The 17,618-nt window shown below is 53.8% G+C and carries 18 protein-coding genes; 17 read left to right on the plus strand and 1 reads right to left on the minus strand.

Annotated elements, in window-relative coordinates; translation table 11 throughout:
* Positions 1 to 120 precede the first annotated feature (120 nt).
* Genes GX030_08310 through GX030_08320 form a run of 3 tightly spaced genes read left to right on the plus strand, consistent with a single transcriptional unit; the run spans position 121 to position 2,149 of the window.
* Complete coding sequence (locus GX030_08310) at positions 121 to 918, plus strand: hypothetical protein (protein ID NLV92379.1); 798 nt, start codon at positions 121 to 123, stop codon at positions 916 to 918.
* Positions 919 to 973: 55 nt separating this feature from the next.
* Positions 974 to 1,645 carry a hypothetical protein gene (locus tag GX030_08315; GenBank protein NLV92380.1) on the plus strand — a complete coding sequence of 224 codons (672 nt, stop codon included), beginning with the start codon at positions 974 to 976 and terminating at the stop codon, positions 1,643 to 1,645.
* Between the two features lie 24 nt (positions 1,646 to 1,669).
* Positions 1,670 to 2,149 (plus strand): hypothetical protein, encoded by a 480-nt coding sequence (locus GX030_08320; protein ID NLV92381.1) that lies wholly within the window; start codon positions 1,670 to 1,672, stop codon positions 2,147 to 2,149.
* Between the two features lie 92 nt (positions 2,150 to 2,241).
* Here GX030_08320 and GX030_08325 read toward each other — a convergent pair whose 3' ends face one another.
* Positions 2,242 to 3,042 carry an alpha/beta hydrolase gene (locus GX030_08325; protein ID NLV92382.1) on the minus strand — a complete coding sequence of 267 codons (801 nt, stop codon included), beginning with the start codon at positions 3,040 to 3,042 and terminating at the stop codon, positions 2,242 to 2,244.
* A 280-nt stretch (positions 3,043 to 3,322) separates the two neighbouring features.
* On the opposite strand from GX030_08325, the gene GX030_08330 reads away from it, so the two are divergent.
* The 14 genes from GX030_08330 (at position 3,323) to GX030_08395 (ending at position 17,575) form a co-directional block, all read left to right on the plus strand.
* The gene (locus GX030_08330) at positions 3,323 to 3,682 is read left to right on the plus strand and encodes a hypothetical protein (GenBank protein ID NLV92383.1); all 360 of its coding nucleotides are present in this window, start codon (positions 3,323 to 3,325) and stop codon (positions 3,680 to 3,682) included.
* Between the two features lie 3 nt (positions 3,683 to 3,685).
* The gene (locus GX030_08335; GenBank protein NLV92384.1) at positions 3,686 to 4,138 is read left to right on the plus strand and encodes an anti-sigma regulatory factor; all 453 of its coding nucleotides are present in this window, start codon (positions 3,686 to 3,688) and stop codon (positions 4,136 to 4,138) included.
* An 8-nt stretch (positions 4,139 to 4,146) separates the two neighbouring features.
* Complete coding sequence (locus GX030_08340; GenBank protein NLV92385.1) at positions 4,147 to 5,541, plus strand: 4Fe-4S dicluster domain-containing protein; 1,395 nt, start codon at positions 4,147 to 4,149, stop codon at positions 5,539 to 5,541.
* Positions 5,532 to 5,879: a serine kinase gene (locus GX030_08345; GenBank protein NLV92386.1), complete on the plus strand. Its 348-nt coding sequence runs from the start codon at positions 5,532 to 5,534 to the stop codon at positions 5,877 to 5,879. The genes GX030_08340 and GX030_08345 overlap by 10 nt, the downstream gene beginning before the upstream one ends.
* A complete protein-coding gene (locus GX030_08350; protein NLV92387.1) occupies positions 5,876 to 6,643 on the plus strand; it encodes a hypothetical protein in 768 nt (255 codons plus the stop codon). The genes GX030_08345 and GX030_08350 overlap by 4 nt, the downstream gene beginning before the upstream one ends.
* A 7-nt stretch (positions 6,644 to 6,650) precedes the next feature.
* On the plus strand, positions 6,651 to 7,205 hold the full coding sequence (locus GX030_08355) for a sensor histidine kinase (protein ID NLV92388.1): 555 nt from the start codon (positions 6,651 to 6,653) through the stop codon (positions 7,203 to 7,205).
* Positions 7,202 to 7,582, plus strand: a complete 381-nt coding sequence (locus GX030_08360; protein NLV92389.1) for a (2Fe-2S) ferredoxin domain-containing protein — start codon at positions 7,202 to 7,204, stop codon at positions 7,580 to 7,582. The genes GX030_08355 and GX030_08360 overlap by 4 nt, the downstream gene beginning before the upstream one ends.
* A gap of 20 nt (positions 7,583 to 7,602) precedes the next feature.
* A complete protein-coding gene (gene nuoE, locus GX030_08365; protein ID NLV92390.1) occupies positions 7,603 to 8,091 on the plus strand; it encodes an NADH-quinone oxidoreductase subunit NuoE in 489 nt (162 codons plus the stop codon).
* Between the two features lies 1 nt (position 8,092).
* The gene (gene nuoF / locus GX030_08370) at positions 8,093 to 9,721 is read left to right on the plus strand and encodes an NADH-quinone oxidoreductase subunit NuoF (GenBank protein ID NLV92391.1); all 1,629 of its coding nucleotides are present in this window, start codon (positions 8,093 to 8,095) and stop codon (positions 9,719 to 9,721) included.
* Between the two features lie 16 nt (positions 9,722 to 9,737).
* On the plus strand, positions 9,738 to 11,504 hold the full coding sequence (locus GX030_08375) for a 2Fe-2S iron-sulfur cluster binding domain-containing protein (protein NLV92392.1): 1,767 nt from the start codon (positions 9,738 to 9,740) through the stop codon (positions 11,502 to 11,504).
* 137 nt (positions 11,505 to 11,641) lie between these two features.
* Positions 11,642 to 12,166, plus strand: coding sequence for a DUF4175 domain-containing protein (locus GX030_08380; protein ID NLV92393.1), 525 nt, complete (start codon positions 11,642 to 11,644; stop codon positions 12,164 to 12,166).
* A 209-nt stretch (positions 12,167 to 12,375) separates the two neighbouring features.
* On the plus strand, positions 12,376 to 12,570 hold the full coding sequence (locus GX030_08385; protein ID NLV92394.1) for a hypothetical protein: 195 nt from the start codon (positions 12,376 to 12,378) through the stop codon (positions 12,568 to 12,570).
* 236 nt (positions 12,571 to 12,806) lie between these two features.
* The gene (locus tag GX030_08390) at positions 12,807 to 14,267 is read left to right on the plus strand and encodes a sulfatase-like hydrolase/transferase (protein NLV92395.1); all 1,461 of its coding nucleotides are present in this window, start codon (positions 12,807 to 12,809) and stop codon (positions 14,265 to 14,267) included.
* A 248-nt stretch (positions 14,268 to 14,515) separates the two neighbouring features.
* Entirely contained in the window at positions 14,516 to 17,575 is a 3,060-nt protein-coding gene (locus GX030_08395; GenBank protein ID NLV92396.1) for a hypothetical protein, read from the plus strand.
* The last annotated feature ends 43 nt before the right edge of the window (positions 17,576 to 17,618 follow it).

Genomic DNA, 17,618 nt, shown 5'->3' on the forward strand with positions numbered 1-17,618 from the left:
TTTTGTGTTATCTTGGGTCGGAGAATGACAACCTTCAAGGACTGCAATTTCCTGCCGATACAATAGATTAGATAGTACGTGGAATTTACTAGGATACTCAATACAGTGGAGGCATTTGTCTTGATCGATATTCATTGTCACATATTACCGGCATTAGATGATGGAGCGGAAAATTGGGATATCGCGGTGCAGATGGCTAGAATTGCTGCCGCTGACGGAGTAACCGATATTATTGCGACCCCACACATGGTACCTGAAAGTAAGTTTGTCCCCGAACCCCATCGGGTGAGGGAGTTAACCGATGAGTTGAATCAAAGACTTGACAGTCAAGGGATTCCGGTGACGATACATCCAGGTATGGAGGTGTACTTAACGCCGGAGACTCCCGATCTGCTGGAGGCGGGCCGTTTGTTGACGCTGGCCGATAGCGAATATCTGCTGGTGGAGCTGCCGGCCAATTCGGTACCACACTATGTGGATCAAGTCCTTTTCGAAATAATGCTTCAAGGCGTGAGACCGATTCTGGCTCATGTTGAGCGGAATCGTTCCTTGGCTACCGATCATTTCCGGCTTCAAGAGTTACTGAACCGAGGTAACTTAGCACAGTTGAATGCCAGCAGCCTGATGGGCGGGCAAGGGCGTAAGGCTCAGTCCGTAGCCAAGGATCTGGTAAGAAGGGGATTGATCCAGTTCATCGCCAGTGATGGACATTCGCTTGGTCGGCGTAAACCTGTAATAGGAGATGCGGTAGAAGTACTGGGTAGGAAATTAGGTTCGGAAAGGGCTTACCAGCTAAGCATCGGAAACCCTCGGTCTGTGCTAGCAAATGAGTCGGTGACGCTATCGGACGGGGAAGCCGTCGATAGGTGGAATATCCTTGGACGTGTGAGAAGGGTAGTTCAGGACATTTTCCAGTAGGGGGTAACCATTTTAGTCAACGCACCGAATTAGAGGAGTTAGGAGGTTAGTAGATTTGGTCGATGGAAACTACAGTGACAGTTACGCAGAAATAGACTTGATGGAACTGCTACTGGTCCTTTGGAAGCGAAAAGCACTCATTGTTATTTTGGCAGTGGCAGCGGTCGTAGCAGGGTTTGTAGGCAGTAAGCTGATGTCCCCTGTTTATGAAACGACCTTGCCTGTAAGGATCACCGAGCCTTTGGCACAAACGGAATTCACTCCAAAGGTACCGACGGTAGCTGAGGTGGCACACTTTCTTCGGAGTCCCAGTGTACTCCAGGCTGTGCATAGAGAAACTGGCATAGGAGATTCCTGGGAAAGTCTCAGGGGTGCTTTGAGTGTTGAGACCCCATCCAATACCAACATGGTGGTTCTGAAGGCAGAAGCAGGTTCGCCGGAGGACGGAGTCAAGTTGGTAGAAACATGGTTTCATCTGGCAACGGATCGATACAATCAAAGCACAAGGCGATCCCTTGCAGCTGTTGTAGATAGGCTCTCTCACGAGTTGGAGACGAGCCAAGGGAAACTTGCGAGTATACAAGAGCAATGGCAGGTGTATTCCAAGGCCGGTAATGTAGATTCTAACGCTCAGAAAGTAGAGACTTTGTCAGTATTACTGGCGGAGTATCAACGGGAACAGCAACGATTGTTGGCGACCATTGACAGTCTCGACGCTCAGGTTTGAGTTCTGACCGATGAGGTTGAGCGAGTGAAGCCCGGGGAAACTGGGTTGCCCATCGAATCATCGGAAACACAGATTACCCTATATACCGCTTTGTATCAACAGTTGGTGGAGGCAAGGGTTGAGCTGGAGGGCGAGCGAGCAAGACTAGACAAGCTGCGGGAGACCATTGAGCAAGCAAGAGGCGAACTAGAGGTCGCGGAAGCTAAGTTGGCTCAGAGCATGGAACGTCGCCAAGTAGAATTGCTGATGGAAGGTGTTTCGGAAGGGTACCTGCTGGCCCACACAAACTACACCAACGCAGAGCGAGCACAGGCCCTCGATTTTAGTTACCTTACGGCCGTCGGCAATCCGGTTCCCCCAGAAACTCCGATCAAACCTCGAACCATGCTTAATACAGCTATTGCTGGAGTCCTAGGCGTCTTTGTCGGAGTTGGTCTAGCGCTGTTCTTAGAGTATTTCGAGTCCTACAAGACTCGTCAATCCAGCATGGGGCTGACGCGGTAGTTGATGATATCTGTATAAGCAATACGTAAGGGAGAGGCAAACCCAAGTGCAGGGTTTCACCTCTCCCTTCTGATTTTTCTTAATGAATTTCGCTATTGCCTTGTCCCAAACCCATAGGAAGCAAGCCAGGCGGCACAGTGCTCTGTCCACGTTGCCACTTCGGGGTGGTGTTCTGCCAGTCCCAGCCCATGGGGTCCCTTGGGGTAAATGTGTAGGGCAAAATCTATCTTATGTTTTGCCAACTCTTGGGCAAAGATAAGAGTATTGGCGACGGGGACTACAGCGTCGTCCGCGGTGTGCCACATGAAGGTCGGTGGTGTATCGGCTGTCACGTGATTTTCGTTGGACAGCTGTTCCATCAATTCCTGGGGAGGTTCTGGCCCTAAGAGATTGAACATCGAGCCCTGATGTCGGTGAGCACCGAAGGAAATCACCGGATAACAAAGGATCATGAGATCGGGCCTGGAGCTTTGCTGCTCAACGGGATCGGCAGCGTTGGGGTCACCGCTGTTATAATGGGTTCCCGCCGTTGCCGCCAGGTGTCCCCCGGCGGAGAAACCAATAATTCCAATCCGATGGGGGTCGAGATTCCAATCCTGGGCTTTACAGCGAAGAGTCCGGATTGCCCGCTGAGCATCCAGTAGGGGATAGGGATGTCGATAAGGTGCTACTCGGTAGTCGAGCACAAAGGCCGATATCCCCAGGGTATTTAGCCAGCGAGCTATGGGTTCTCCTTCATGGGGAGCCCTTCGTTGATAGCCTCCTCCCGGTATGACGATGATCCCACTGGTAGGCTCCTGGCTTTCCACTAGATATCCCGTCAGTTTTGGACAATCTTCTGGTGTTTCCCCCATTGCACCGGGAGCCCCATCACGCCAGAGTAGATAGGGCATTAGTTCAGTTACCTGATTCAAGTGCAACAACCTCACTCTCAGTAGTTCCTTTCACTCTGCAAGGGCACCAATATGTCACACTCTTGCTGTGATCTATTCTGTATGCACCACAGGGGAACCTTTCCATACAATGGTCTAGGACAGTGTTTCTCCCGGCCACTGGAATAGTCGCAATTGTATGACTTGAGGGAAAACATAGGAAGGAGTTTTACGTATGATACAGAAACAAAAGTTGAGAATCATACCATTGTGATACTTTTCACTATCCGGGAGTGGTAGTGTGCGTCTGAAGGATATTTGCGAAATTATATCCGCTGAAGTGTTAACTCCAACTCTAGATCTAAATGTAGAAGTCAGTTCCGTTTGCGGCTGTGATCTAATGAGCGATGTGTTGGCCTACACTAAAGCCAATACTCTCCTCTTAACCGGTTTAGCTTCACTGCAGGTGATTCGCACTGCAGAGATGGCAGATTTAATCGGAATTGTATTTGTACGGGGCAAGAGGCCCGAGCCTGAGGTGATTGAGCTGGCTATCCAGAACAAATTGCCCCTGCTTACTACACACTATCCGCTGTATGAAACTGCTGGACTATTGTTTCAGGTGGGACTGCCCGGTTGTTACCAACTTGAGGAGGTTTAGCCGATGGACCTATCCCCTCCTCCATCTGAAAAGGTGTTGCTGAGTCAGTCCTTTGACGTGGCTGCTCAGGACTTTGTCCGTGCCGGAGAAGCCTCTAGTCGCATCAAGAGGATTTTGCAGCAGTTGGGAATCGATAGCAAGGTGGTAAGGCGATCGGCCATTGTCACCTACGAGGCGGAGATGAACATCGTCATCCATTCCCACGGAGGAGGAATTACCCTGACCGTCACCCCCACCGATGTGATTCTCCAATGTATCGATCGGGGTCCCGGCATAGAGAATATCCCGTTGGCTATGCAGGAGGGTTACTCGACGGCTTCGGAGGAAGTGCGGGAGATGGGTTTTGGTGCCGGCATGGGGTTGCCTAATATCAAGCGCAGTGCCGATGAGTTTCGGATTGAGTCCAGCCCTTCGGGTACTGCTCTGTTTGTTCGCATCTCACACAGGAGCGGGTGAATGCCGCTATGCTACCCCTATTCCATTCCGTTGCCCTGGAACGACAGCGATGCAAAGGTTGTACAAACTGCATCAAGGGTTGCCCCACTGAGGCGATTCGAGTCAGAGCCGGTAAGGCTGTGATTTTGGCCGAGAAGTGCATTGATTGTGGGGAGTGCATTCGTACCTGTCCCAACCATGCCAAAGTCGCGGTTGCCGACGAGATGTCCTGTCTGAAAAAATTCACCAAGACTATTGCCTTGCCTGCCCCATCCCTCTTTGGACAATTTCGAGGAAACTCCGTGAGCGTGGAGCAAATCTGCCAGGCAATCAAACTAGCAGGCTTCGATGAAGTGTTCCTCGTTGCCGAGGCTGCGGATCAAATCAGCGTGGCCACTTGGTTATACGCCGAAGAACATCGCCTCCGCCCCTTGATTTCCTCATCCTGCCCGGCAATCGTGCAGCTGATCCAAGTCCGATTCTCCGAACTAATTCCCAATCTAATCAAACTGGAATCCCCCGTGGAAGTGGCGGCCAAGCTGGCCAAAGAGGAGGTCTGTCGCCTTTATGACCTACCTCCGGAGGAAGTAGGTGCCGTGTTCTTGTCTCCCTGTGCTGCTAAAGTCACCGAACTTAAGGGACCGGAGGGACAACCGGGAGCCTATGTCGATGCGGTTATTCCCATCAACGTTGTTTATCCTCATCTGGTGAGAAACCTGGGGCAGGTGATTGATCCCGACTTAAGAATAACTGCCTCCTTTGCCGGTTTTTCCTGGGCAAGGCAGGGCGGGGAAGAGGAATTCATGCAGGATTTTGTCCATGTCTCAGTATCGGGAATTCATCAAGCCCTGGATGTGCTGGCCGATGTGGAGATGGGGAAGTTTGCCGGAGTAGATTTTCTCGAGGTTCAGGCCTGTCCCGGGGGGTGCGTAGGAGGACCCTTGACGGTGGTGAACGCCACCTTAGCCAAAACCCAGCTGGAAGGGGTACTATCCCGCTCCCGCATCAGGGAAAGGCCCCAGGAAGAAGACCTCCATAGGATTCAACGGCGTTACCGGAAGGGCTTATATCATCTTACCAGGGAGATCCAACCCCGTCCGGCGATGCAGCTAGATGAAGATTTGACCCAAGCCGCCAGGAAAATGACAGTGATGGAACGGGTGGGTGCCTCTTTACCGGGACTAGACTGCGGCTCCTGTGGTTCCCCCAGCTGTGCCGCTTTGGCCGAGGATATCGCTCAGGGCTTGGCTACGGAGTCCGACTGTATCTTCAAGCTAAAAGAGGGGATTCAGGAACTAGCGGAGGAGCTCTTGGTTTTAATCAAACAGGTGCCATCTTCTATGCCACCGGAAACAGCGGCGGCGATGGAGGGTGGAGTCATTAATCACAAAACTGGCGATGGGAGTGAAGGTCCATGCAACTGAAGCAAATACTGGAGGAGTTACCCTTAATCGAAGTTAGCACCATCGATCCCCATCGGGAGGTCACCGGCGGCTATGCTTCCGACCTACTTAGTGATGTCATCGCTAAGTCCGGCGAGGGATCGATTTGGGTGACCAATCAGGCCCATGCCAATGTGGCCGCGGTGGCGGTATTGACGGAAGCAGCCGCGGTGATCGTCGCCGGAGGTATCGAGCCGGACCCAGATCTGGTGGCCAAGGCCAAGGATAATGCCGTTAATCTGCTTCGTACCGATTTGCCCTGTTTTGAGGTGGTGGGCCGGTTGTATCAGTTGGGGATTCAGGGCGTGGTAAAGGAATGAAGACCTTCGTCGGGGATATCCATGTGCACACAGGGCTTTCCCCCTGCGCTGCCAAGGACATGACCCCCAACAACATCATCAGGATGGCCAAACTGGAGAATCGAGACTTTCTGGTGATCTGCGACCACCACTCTGTAGGCAACGTCCAGGCATGTCAGGAGGTGGGAGCGGAGTACGGGCTCACCGTACTGCCCGGCATGGAGCTGGAGACCCGGGAGGGAGTCCACCTACTGACTATCTTTCCTAGTTTGGAGGTGGCCCTGGCCCAACAGCGTTGGGTCCATAGTAGCCTGGCACCGATTAAGAATCGCCGGGAGGTTTTTGGAGAGCAGTTGATCTTTGACTCTAGGGATCGAATCATTGGCAGTGAGCCCCAGCTGTTGTCCCAAGGTCTGCCGCATTCCCTGAGCGCGGTGACGGAGCAGATGCAGGCAGAGGGCGCCCTGGTTATCGCCGCCCATGTGGAGCGGCGCAGCTCCGGCTTGCTTGGTCAGCTGGGTCTGGTTCCGGCGGATTTTGCCCCCGATGGTTGGGAGATTGGACTCGGAGAAAACCTATCGGCGGTCCAGGACCGCTATCATCTAGCCCAGGCCAAGGGCTGGGTATTTGGCTCCGATGCCCACTACCTGCAGGATTTGGTTACTCCCTGGGTGACGGTGCTGCAGGCTGAAGGAATTACCTTTGCAGAACTGGCGAAGGCGCTGCAGCAAAATCAGGGGCGTAAGACAGAGATTCGATGTCTAGAACATAAAATAAGTGAGTGACAAACCGATGCGGGAGCTATCCCTTCACATTCTAGATATTGCCCAAAACTCCATCGCCGCCAAAGCCTCACTACTGGAAATCTTGGTGGAGGAAAGTCCCACTCAAGACCTGTTAACTATTCAAATCACCGATAACGGTAAGGGGATGCCGCCGCAGCTGGTGGCCACCGTTACCGACCCCTTTACTACATCCCGTACTACCCGGAAAGTGGGTCTGGGTCTGCCCCTGTTTAAGGCGGCGGCGGAGGCCTGTGGTGGATTCTTTCACATCTGGTCCCAAGAGGAGCGGGGAACCCAGGTAAAGGCTGCCTTCCAGTTCAGTCATATTGATCGAGCGCCCTTGGGAGATATGGCAAGCACCATCACTTCCTTGGTTGCTCTTAATCCCGAGATCGACATCCTGTATATCCACAAATACGAGAACAGGCAGGTGGTGTTGGACACTAGGGAGATCAAGTCAGTGTTGGAGGTGGATACTCTGACCCATCCTTCGGTCCTGGCTTGGATGAGGGAGTATCTTCAAGGGGGACTTGAAACTATCAAAGGGGAGGACGACCGATGAAATCATTGGAGGATCTCAAGAAACTGCGGGATCAAGTCAGAGCTTCGGTAAGTGTCCGGGAAGATTTGGGCCAGGTACGGATAGTCGTGGGAATGGGTACCTGTGGGATTGCGGCAGGAGCCCGAGATGTAATGAGCGCCTTAATGGATGAAATCAGTAAGCGGAATCTAACCAACGTCATTGTCAGCCAAACGGGGTGTGTCGGCATGTGTGACAAGGAGCCCTTAGTTGACGTCATGGTGCCGGGAATGCCCACCGTTACCTATGGCCACATGGACGGCAACAAGATGCGCCGGGTACTGGCCAGTCATGTGGTAAACGGTCAGATCATCGGCGAGTACGTAGTCGCCACCAAGGATGGCTCCAGTGTAGGGTAGAGGAGGTTACAACCGTGGCCATGTCAGCCCAGTCCATTGACTGGAAGTCCGAAGTAAAGGAGATCGTGGAGCGACACGGGGGCAAGCCGGAGTACTTACTAGACATTCTCCACGAGGTGCAGGCAAAGGTTAACTACTTGCCCCAAGAAGCTTTGCTGGAAGTGGCCAGAGAGCTGGACATCCCGTTGAGCAAAGTACATGGAGTAGCCACCTTCTACTCCATGTACTCCATCCAGCCTCGTGGTCAGTTCATTATCCGGGTTTGTGAAAGCGCCCCCTGTCACGTGATGGGGTGCGACGCCGTGATTGCTGCCTTGGAGTCGGCTGCCGGTGCCAGAATGGGGGAAACCACCTCCGATGGATTGTTCACCTTGGAATACACCAGCTGTATCGGTGTCTGTGGGGTGGCCCCGGCGATCATGATCAATGATCGGGTCTATGGGAACCTGACTCCAGAATCGGTGGTCGAGATTATTGCCGAATACCGAGCCCGGGAGAGGGGGGAGTAGGGTGCAGTTCTTTCGCAGTCACGTTTTGGTCTGTGGAGGCGTCAATTGCTCGTTGCAGGGCTCGAGGACCATCCGGGACCTGCTGGTCGATGCCATCGCTGAAGCGGGACTAAGCCAAGAGATCAAGGTGGTGGAGACGGGATGCTTTGGCCTTTGTGAACAGGGTCCGATGATGGTCGTCTACCCCGAATCCGTCCACTATTGTCGGGTGCAGCCCAGCGATATTCCGGAAATCGTCGATGCCCATCTGAAGAAGGGCAGAGTAGTTTCCCGGCTCTTGTATCGGGGCACCGATCCCAGTCAAGAAGTGCAAACCCTGACAGAGACGGACTTCTACGGTAAACAACAACGGGTGGTGCTTCGCAACTGTGGCCTGATTGATCCGGAGTCCATCGATGAGTATATCGCCCGGGGTGGCTATGAAGTCTTAGGTAGAGTATTGACCTCGCTGACTCCCCAGCAAGTAATTAAGGAAGTGCAAGACTCGGGACTGCGGGGTCGAGGTGGGGCAGGATTTCCTACGGGACTGAAGTGGAGTTTCACCGCCCAGGCAGAGGCCCAGCAGAAATACCTCATTTGCAACGCCGATGAAGGGGAGCCGGGAACCTTTAAGGACCGACTGATTCTTGAGGGTGATCCCCATTCCGTCATCGAGGGGATGATTATCGCCGGCTATGCCATCGGAGCTACCCAGGGATACATCTACTCCCGGGGTGAGTATGGTCTTTCCATTCAGCGTCTGAGAAAGGGTATCGAGCATGCGAGAAAGGTGGGACTCTTAGGGAGAAACATCTTCGACAGCGGCTTTGATTTTGATATTGAAGTTCGTATCGGCGCCGGTGCCTATGTTTGTGGTGAAGAAACGGCATTGATCAACTCCATGGAGGGCAAGCGGGGTGAACCCCGGTTCAAACCGCCCTATCCCACTACCGCAGGCCTGTGGGGCAAACCCACCTGCGTCAATAACGTTGAGACCTTGGCCAATATCGTGCCCATCATGGAAAGGGGAGCCCAATGGTATCGTTCCATCGGTACGGAGAAATGCCCCGGCACCAAGGTCTTTACCCTAACGGGAAATATTGTCAATGAAGGCTTAATTGAGGTTCCCATGGGAATTACCCTGCGGGAGATTATCTATGACATCGGCGGTGGAATTCCCGATGGCCGGGAATTCAAGGCGGCCCAGACCGGGGGCACCTCCGGCGGCTTTTTGTCCGCTGCCTTCTTGGACGTCCCCATGGATATTGAATCCGTGGCCGAAGCAGGATCGGCCCTGGGCTCGGGGGCATTGCTCATCATCGATGACACCCATTGTATCGTCGATGTGGTGCGAAGCTGTGCTCGCTTTTTCCGGCATGAATCCTGTGGACAGTGTACTCCCTGTCGCGAGGGTACCCAACGTTTGCTGGAGTTTGTCGATGCCGTCGCCGAGGGCAGGGCAACGGGCGCGGATGTTCGCCTCTTCCGGCGACTGGCCCAGACCATGGAGGACAGCAGCCTCTGTGCGCTGGGGCAGACAGCACCCTTCCCCATCCTGACAGCGATGCGCTTTTTCCCCGAGGACTTTGAGGCCCATATCGTCCACAAGAAGTGTCTGGCATCCGATGCCAAGACGGGCGCCACAGCATAGAGAGGAGGGAATGCCAGTGGCTGATATCACTGTAACTGTCGATGGCAAGAGGGTCTCAGTTCCCGTGGGAAGTACCGTCCTTGAGGCAGCTCAGGCTGCCGGGATTGATATCCCTACCCTGTGCCATCATCCCGATCAGCAGGTCAAGGCGGTGTGTCGGATCTGTGTAGTGGAGATAGAGGGGATCCGCAGTCTAGCGGCTGCCTGTGCCTTTCCCGCCAGTGACGGAATGATGGTGAGAACCAATACCCCTCGGGTGCGCACCGCCCGGCGAACAATCTTGGAATTGATGCTAGCCCATCACCCCCAGGATTGTCTCCAGTGCCATCGGAACCTAGACTGCGAACTGCAGGATTTGGCCCACCGCTTGGGGGTTCGGGAAATTGCCTTCCCACCGGTGCTGCGGGGTCTTCCCAGCGATGACTCCAATCCAGCCATTGTCCGGGAACCGGACAAGTGTATTAACTGCCGCCGCTGCGTCGAGGCCTGTCACGAAACCCAGAGTGTGGGGATCCTAGAAGCGGTGAATCGGGGCTTTGACACCTACGTTGCCTCAGCGGCAGGGCTGCCCTTAGAGGAACTGTCCTGTGTATACTGCGGGCAGTGTGTGGTGGCCTGCCCCACCGGTGCCCTCCATGAGCAGGATGATACCGCCAAGGTATGGGAGGCCTTGGCCGATCCTAACCTCCATGTGGTGGTTCAGACGGCACCGGCGATTCGAGCTTCCCTGGGTGAGGAGTTTGACCTGCCCGTGGGAACCCGGGTCACCAAGAAAGTGACCGCGGCTTTGCGGCGGTTAGGCTTTGACCGAGTTTTCGATACCGATTTCACCGCTGACTTGACCATTATCGAAGAAGGCAATGAGCTTCTAGAGCGGATTAGAAATCAGGGAGCTTTGCCGCTGTTGACTTCCTGTAGTCCGGGATGGATCAAGTTCATCGAAAGCTACTACCCCGAGCTCTTGGCCCATGTCTCCACCTGCAAATCACCCCAGCAGATGTTTGGCGCCCTGGCCAAGACCTACTACGCTGAAAAGAGTGGTATCGATCCCAAGGACATCTTCGTAGTCTCCATCATGCCCTGTACCGCCAAGAAGTTTGAGGCCAATCGTCCGGAGATGAGCGCCAGCGGCTATCCCGACGTGGATGTGGTTTTGACCACCCGGGAGTTGGCCAGGATGCTGCGGGAAGCTGGGATAGACCTGGCAACGCTGCCCGATGAAGACTACGATGAACCCCTGGGTATTTCCACCGGAGCCGGGGCCATCTTTGGTGCTACCGGTGGGGTAATGGAGGCGGCACTGCGGACTGTCTACGAACTGGTAACGGGAACGGAATTAGAAGATCTGGAGTTTACTGCAGTGCGGGGTCTGGAGGGAATCAAAGAGGCCGCGGTAAAACTGCCGGTGGCCGAGGCTGCCATGGCCGGTGAGAATGGGCAAAGCACGGAGCTGGAGATTAAAGTGGCGGTAGCCCATGGCTTAGCCAATGCCAGAACCCTAATGGAGGCCATCGGCTCCGGCAAAGCCGATTATCACTTTGTGGAAATCATGTCCTGCCCCGGTGGATGCATCGGGGGCGGTGGACAGCCGATTCCCAGCAACTCAGAAATCAAAGAGAAACGAATTGCCGCCATCTATGAGGAAGACCGGGGATTGCCCCTGCGTAAGTCCCATGAAAACCCTGCGGTGAAGGCTCTTTATGCAGAGTTCTTAGGCAGCCCCTTGGGGGAGAAGTCCCATCAGCTGCTCCACACTCACTACACACCCCGTCAGCGGACCTAGGGTGCACAATAATATAGAAGAAGGCCGGTCGAAGCAGAGAATTTGGCCGGTCTTCTCCTTTTTAGAAAAAAGTTATGGATCTGGGACAATTGAGGCACCCTACCCATGTAACTAAATTTCCTGCAAGAGGTGAAAATGTGATGGATCGACAGCAACTAATTAACCAAGCCACCCAGCTGATGACTCGGATGGAGCAAAGTGAAACCCGCAACGCGCAGATGCTCCAACAGCTGGCCCAGACAGAAAATCGCAATGCCCAGATGATTCAGCAACTCCATCAAGCGGAGCTTCGGGCTGCGGAGGAGTTGCGGCAACTTCGGCAGATGATCACTCAGCTGGCAGGCCAGACTCAAGGGATGACGCAGAGTTTCACCCCTACCTATGGCGGTAGTTCCGGAGGGGCCTTCGGATACTCTGGACAGACCAATTTCGGCCAAACCAACTACGGCGGGCACTTTGGTTCGGGACAAACTAGCTACATGGGTCAATCCCAGGGTGTGGGAGGGCAGAGTAGCTATTCGGGGCAAGGGGGATTTACTCCCCAGTACAATCAGTCTAATTACTTCACTCCAGGTGGATTCACCAATCAAAGCAGTGGGGACACCAACCTGGGTGGGACGACGATGGGGTCTCAAATGCCACCGGTTACCTTTAACCAATAGTCAGGCGAGTCCAACTTCCTAAAGGGGAAGAACCCGTGAGATGCGAGGAATCGGCGTTTCCGGCTTGTGAAAAGGTTCTATAAATGATATATTAGTTATAGTGAATAGTGCCTTTGGTCACAAAAGTACACTGGTTCCTCGCTATCAAATTCCTTTAATATATATGGAGTTTTCCAAAGATCAACACAATTTAGGAAGAAGGACTAGCTATGACCAGAACAAACGAAAGACAATACGTCGGTGATCTCCGCAATATGACAGTGCACAAGTGCGGAACCGGAGCTGGGTGCCAGAACCACGACATTCCAGCAGCCTACACGGCGTATTTCTGGCCGGATACTCTGGATCAGGCCCTCGATGAAGGGTTTCAATCCTGTCGGCTGTGTATCGATCGAGTGAAGTAGTTTGCGATCTGATGCTAAGGTGTAAAAACCACAGTAGGTTCCTTTGAAAATCCTCTCCCGGGCGGGGGAGGATTTTTTCTGTGTGGAATTTACCGTCAATTGGGAGGAGTTTGGCAATTGTCCAGGAACCGTCTGCTCAGAACCAACTACGTGGATAGGTTTTGTTGTGTTCTAGGTGTTAAGGCATTGTGGCACAACCTTCACCTTCGCTAATCCTTCTAAGGAGAGTGGGAAGAATGAGGATCCTGTTTCTTGATCTGGATACCCTGCGTCCCGATCACTTAGGGTGTTACGGGTACCATCGCAACACATCGCCTAACATTGACCGGATTGCCGCTGAGGGAACAAGGTTTACTAACTATTTTTGCTCCGACGCGCCCTGTTTGCCTTCCCGGGCCGCCTTGATGACCGGCAGACATGGTATCCATACTGGAGTTGTGGGGCATGGTGGTACCACAGCTGACATGCGGATAGAGGGAGAATCCCGAGACTTCAGAGATCGAATGTCCTTTGAAAATCTCCCTGCGGTTCTTCGGAGGGCTGGCTTTCGGACGGTTTCTATCAGTCCCTTTGCGGAGCGGCACGCCGCCTGGTGGTTTTATGCCGGCTTCAACGAAATGTACAATCCCGGCAAGGGCGGGATGGAGTCTGCTGAAGAGGTTACCCCTACAGTGATGAAGTGGTTACAGGATAACGCCAAGGAAGACAATTGGTTCTTGCACATCAACTACTGGGATGCCCATACACCCTATCGGGCACCAGAAGACTTCGGAAACCCCTTTGCCGACGAGCCCTTACCGGAGTGGTTAACGGAAGAGGTTCTGCAGGCACACCTGAAAATGGTTGGACCCCATAAGCCCCTAGAGATCGCAATGTACGACGACAGGGAGGACCCAAAGTATCCCCGTCATCCCGGCAAAATCACTGACATGGACGGCTTAAGGAAGATGATCGACGGCTATGACTGTGGGATCCGATACTTAGATACCCACGTCGGTCGCATTCTAGATTTTCTCGAAGAACAAGGCGTCCTTGAGGATACCGCGATTATCGTCACTTCCGATCATGGCGAGAACATGGGGGAACTGGGAATCTACGGAGAGCATGCCACCGCCGATGCCGCCACCTGTCGCATCCCGATGATCATTAAGTGGCCTGGAGCCCAACGGGGACACGTGGACACCGACTACCACTACAATTTAGATCTGCTTCCCACCCTATGCGACATTTTTGATATTCCCCCCAGCGATTGCTATGACGGCCAGTCCTATGCACCGGCCTTTATGTCCGGTAAAAGTTGTGGGCGCTCGGAGCTGATCCTCAGTCAGTGCGCCCATGTCTGTCAACGCAGTGTGTTGTTTGACTCCTGGCTGTATATCCGCACCTATCATGATGGCTATCATCTCTTTCCCAAGGAAATGCTCTTTAATCTAGCTACCGATCCCCACCAGCAGGAAAATCTAGCGGCCAAACACCCAGAGATCTGTAATGAAGCGGTTCGGCTCCTTTACGCATGGCATGATCAGATGATGGCCTCGATGCCGGGACAAGAGGATCCTCTGTGGACGGTGATGAGGGAAGGCGGTCCTTACCATGCCAGGGGCCAACTAAAGGGATATATCGAGCATCTGAAAAGGACAGGAAGGGAATGGGCAATTCCTGAGCTGGCCGAGCGACATCCCGATGAATTGAAGTAACTCTGCCCTTGATGAGCAAGGAGTCATTCCTCAAAGGGAGCATCGCCAAAGTTAAAGGATGAGGAAAGGATGAGGGCGGACACAGGCCCAGGATAGGTGTCAACGCCATAGCAAGTTATTGTTAAATCCTCGCCTCTAGGGGTGAGGATTTTGTCCCTTAAGAGGAATATTGTCACCGCTATGTAACTTAACAGTGAAATAGTACGGTGGTCTGGTGTAAACATTTTACTTATAAGGGGGTTTTGACCTTGGACAAGGAGAAATGGACCCATCCCGGAGCTTCCTATCGACCGCTACCCTTCTGGGCGTGGAATGATCGGCTGGACCCAGAGCGGGTGCGGGAGCAGGTGCGCCATATGCATCGCATTGGGCTCGGTGGGTTCTTTATGCACTCTCGGCAGGGACTGGATACGGCATACCTGTCAGAGGAATGGATGGCTGCTGTGGAAGCTGCGGTGGATGAAGCGGAGAAGCTGGGGATGGATGCCTGGTTATATGACGAGGACCGGTATCCCAGTGGCACCGCCGGTGGTCTGGCCTTAGAGCCCAATCCCGTGGAATTTGGTGCCAAGCATTTGCTGTGCCTGGAAAGTGAAGATATTCCGGCGGTTCCGGGGACGGTGGTGGCTCGCTTTGCCGTAAGTCAAGATGAGCAGGGTAAATTCACCGCGCGCCGGCTGTGTCCTACGGAAGAGTTGCAGGAGGGCGAGCGGTGTCTGACCTTCTATTGGACCCTTACTGCTCCCTCGGGATGGTATAACGGGTTTACCTATCTAGATACCTTGAATCCCGACGCGGTCCAGTCCTTTATCAAGCAGGGGCTGGAGCCTTATAAAGAACGTTTTGCCGACCAGTTCGGCGGCCGAATTCCCGGAGTCTTTACCGATGAGCCGCAAATGTTTAGTCAGCGGCTAGGTCCCGACACTTCCACTTGGCCTTGGACTAAGGCCTTTCCCGTAGAGTTTCGCAATCGGCGGGGATACGATCTATTGGAGAAGCTAGTTGCCCTAGTCATCGATACCGAGGACGCCCGCCAGGTCCGATACGATTTTTGGAAAACGGCTACGGAGCTGTTCCTGGCAACCTGGTGTGAGCCCATCGCTCGCTGGTGCCGGGAGAACAACTTACAGTGGACGGGACATTACTGGGAGCATGAATTCCCCTACTTCCATAAGGCTGGATCCTTCATGGCGCCCTTGATGTACCTCGATGTGCCGGGGGTAGATTTACTTGGCAGCCGTCAGTACTGCGGAAAGCTGCCGGGCAACGAGATCCAGCATCAGATGGGTAATGTACAGATGATTAAGTTAGCCTCCAGTGTCGCCCATCAGATGGGTAAGCCACGGGTGTTATCGGAGACCTATGGCGGTGCGATGTCTGACATGAACTTCTTGGACCACAAGATCATGGCTGACTGGCAAATGGCCCTGGGAGTCAACTTGATTAACCCCCACCTGTATCATTATTCTATCCGAGGTTTGCGCAAACGGGATTATCCACCCTCCTGGGGAGAGCATCAGCCCTGGTCGGCTGAATACAAGCCCTTGGCGGACTATCTCGCCCGGGTGTGTCAGGTTTTGTCAGAGGGTGACTTCGTCGCCAACATCGCCGTCCTGTATCCCACCACGGTGTTCTGGGTAGAGGGCTTTGGCCAACAGGACATCGCCCGCAGCTTTGAAGATCTGTGTAAGGATTTGACGGAAGCCAACTGGGACTACGACCTAGCCGATGAGACGATGATGGAAACTCTGGGTGCTGCAGCCGATGGCCAGCTGCAAATCGGTCAGGCAAGTTACAAGTGCGTAGTGATTCCCTCCCAGATGGTATTGGCTTCCACCACCATTGCTCTACTTAATCAGTATGTCGAGACGGGAGGCACCCTCTTGATTCTGGGGTCAGCCCCCGAGGCCGTCAATCCTGAGGATGGACCGGTTCTGGAAAACATTATCGCCAAGTCTCTTAGGGCCAAGGATTGGCCGGAGTTAGAGGAGCTTTTGTTGGCCAATACCCACCGGCCGGTAACGGTTCAGCAGGTTGAATCCTCCAATGGAGACGGTCCCCAGGCGAGGATTTATTCCCAGGTGCGCTGGATAGATGATCGCTTGGTGGTCTTCTTAACCAATGTCGGTGAGAAGGATTGCCAGAAAGCCCACGTGATCATTGATCACAAGGGTCCGGCGGTAGCCTTGGACCTACACCGAGGGTGCTTCTGCCCAGTGGATCGGGTTGTCACTGAGCAGGGTACGGAACTAGACCTGAGATTCCTCCAGGGTGACTCCTACCTTCTGATCTTTGGTGACGGGGTGGAGGAGCTGCTCGATGGAGGTGCCCAGCCCATCAATCGGTATCCGGTGCTGGATTCCCGACCGGAGGTGCTGGGACCCTGGAGGATCAAGCCCTTAGACGTCAATCCCCTGGTGCTCGATTACTGTCAGTACCGGATTGGGCAGGGCCAATGGAGCGAAGCTATTCCCGTATGGGACGCCTATTGCCGAATTCGGACTCACTATGGCCTGGACACTTCGCTGCATAATCGCGATGTACAGCCTTGGCGGATTCGCCAAGCCCGCCGCTTGATTACCGCAGACGATCCCATTCAGGTGCGGTTCTTCTTTGAAGTAAAGGATCTCGCGGCTAATCAGGCACCAGTTAAACTGGTGGTGGAGTCCGCGGAACGGTATGCCATCTCGGTCAACGGTCACTCCGCCAGTGATATCGACGGCACTTGGCTCGATGCCGCCTTTAGTACCGTAGATATCACCGCGAACCTCATCGAAGGAGTCAATACCGTTGTTCTCACCACTACCTTTGCTGAGGACTGGGAGCTGGAAAACAGCTACCTCATCGGAGGCTTCGCCGTGGAGCAAAGGGCCATAGGCACTCCGAATGTCGCGGACTTCTCCAATAGAGCCCTACAGCTAGGGGACTGGGTCAGTCAAGGATATCCCTTCTACGCCGGTAGAATGGAGTATACCAATACCTTGGGCTGGCGAGGGGACTCTTCGGTGTTTATCCAGCTGGCAGGGGTACAAACCAACTGCGTCGCGGTCTATGTCAACGGTACTCGGGTCGGTCAGATTGCCTATCCGCCCTACCAGTTGGAGATCACCCCCTGGTTGGAGACGGGGGAAAATCAGATCCGGCTGGTGGCCGTCAACAGCCTGCGAAACTTGACGGATCCCCTGCACTTTGTCGAGATGAAGTTCATCGCCGGACCGGAGACCTTCTCCGATCGGAACAACTGGCAGGACACATATAACCTGGTGCCCCAGGGACTAGGGGAAATCCAGATCATTTTCGCTGACTAAAAGCTTTGGGACGGGAGTATCTTGGGCTGAAACCTCGATACTC

It is taken from the genome of Bacillota bacterium (genome assembly GCA_012727955.1).
Taxonomy (GTDB): Bacteria; Bacillota; Limnochordia; order DTU087; family JAAYGB01; genus JAAYGB01.

What these genes read in the sequence shown, in the direction of transcription:
- GX030_08325 (NLV92382.1), bottom strand. Translation starts at nt 3,042, where the DNA reads ATGCCCTATCTACTCTGGCGTGATGGGGCTCCCGGTGCAATGGGGGAA.
- GX030_08335 (NLV92384.1), top strand. Translation starts at nt 3,686, where the DNA reads ATGGACCTATCCCCTCCTCCATCTGAAAAGGTGTTGCTGAGTCAGTCC.
- GX030_08340 (NLV92385.1), top strand. Translation starts at nt 4,147, where the DNA reads ATGCTACCCCTATTCCATTCCGTTGCCCTGGAACGACAGCGATGCAAA.
- GX030_08345 (NLV92386.1), top strand. Translation starts at nt 5,532, where the DNA reads ATGCAACTGAAGCAAATACTGGAGGAGTTACCCTTAATCGAAGTTAGC.
- GX030_08350 (NLV92387.1), top strand. Translation starts at nt 5,876, where the DNA reads ATGAAGACCTTCGTCGGGGATATCCATGTGCACACAGGGCTTTCCCCC.
- GX030_08355 (NLV92388.1), top strand. Translation starts at nt 6,651, where the DNA reads ATGCGGGAGCTATCCCTTCACATTCTAGATATTGCCCAAAACTCCATC.
- GX030_08360 (NLV92389.1), top strand. Translation starts at nt 7,202, where the DNA reads ATGAAATCATTGGAGGATCTCAAGAAACTGCGGGATCAAGTCAGAGCT.
- nuoE (NLV92390.1), top strand. Translation starts at nt 7,603, where the DNA reads ATGTCAGCCCAGTCCATTGACTGGAAGTCCGAAGTAAAGGAGATCGTG.
- GX030_08385 (NLV92394.1), top strand. Translation starts at nt 12,376, where the DNA reads ATGACCAGAACAAACGAAAGACAATACGTCGGTGATCTCCGCAATATG.
- GX030_08390 (NLV92395.1), top strand. Translation starts at nt 12,807, where the DNA reads ATGAGGATCCTGTTTCTTGATCTGGATACCCTGCGTCCCGATCACTTA.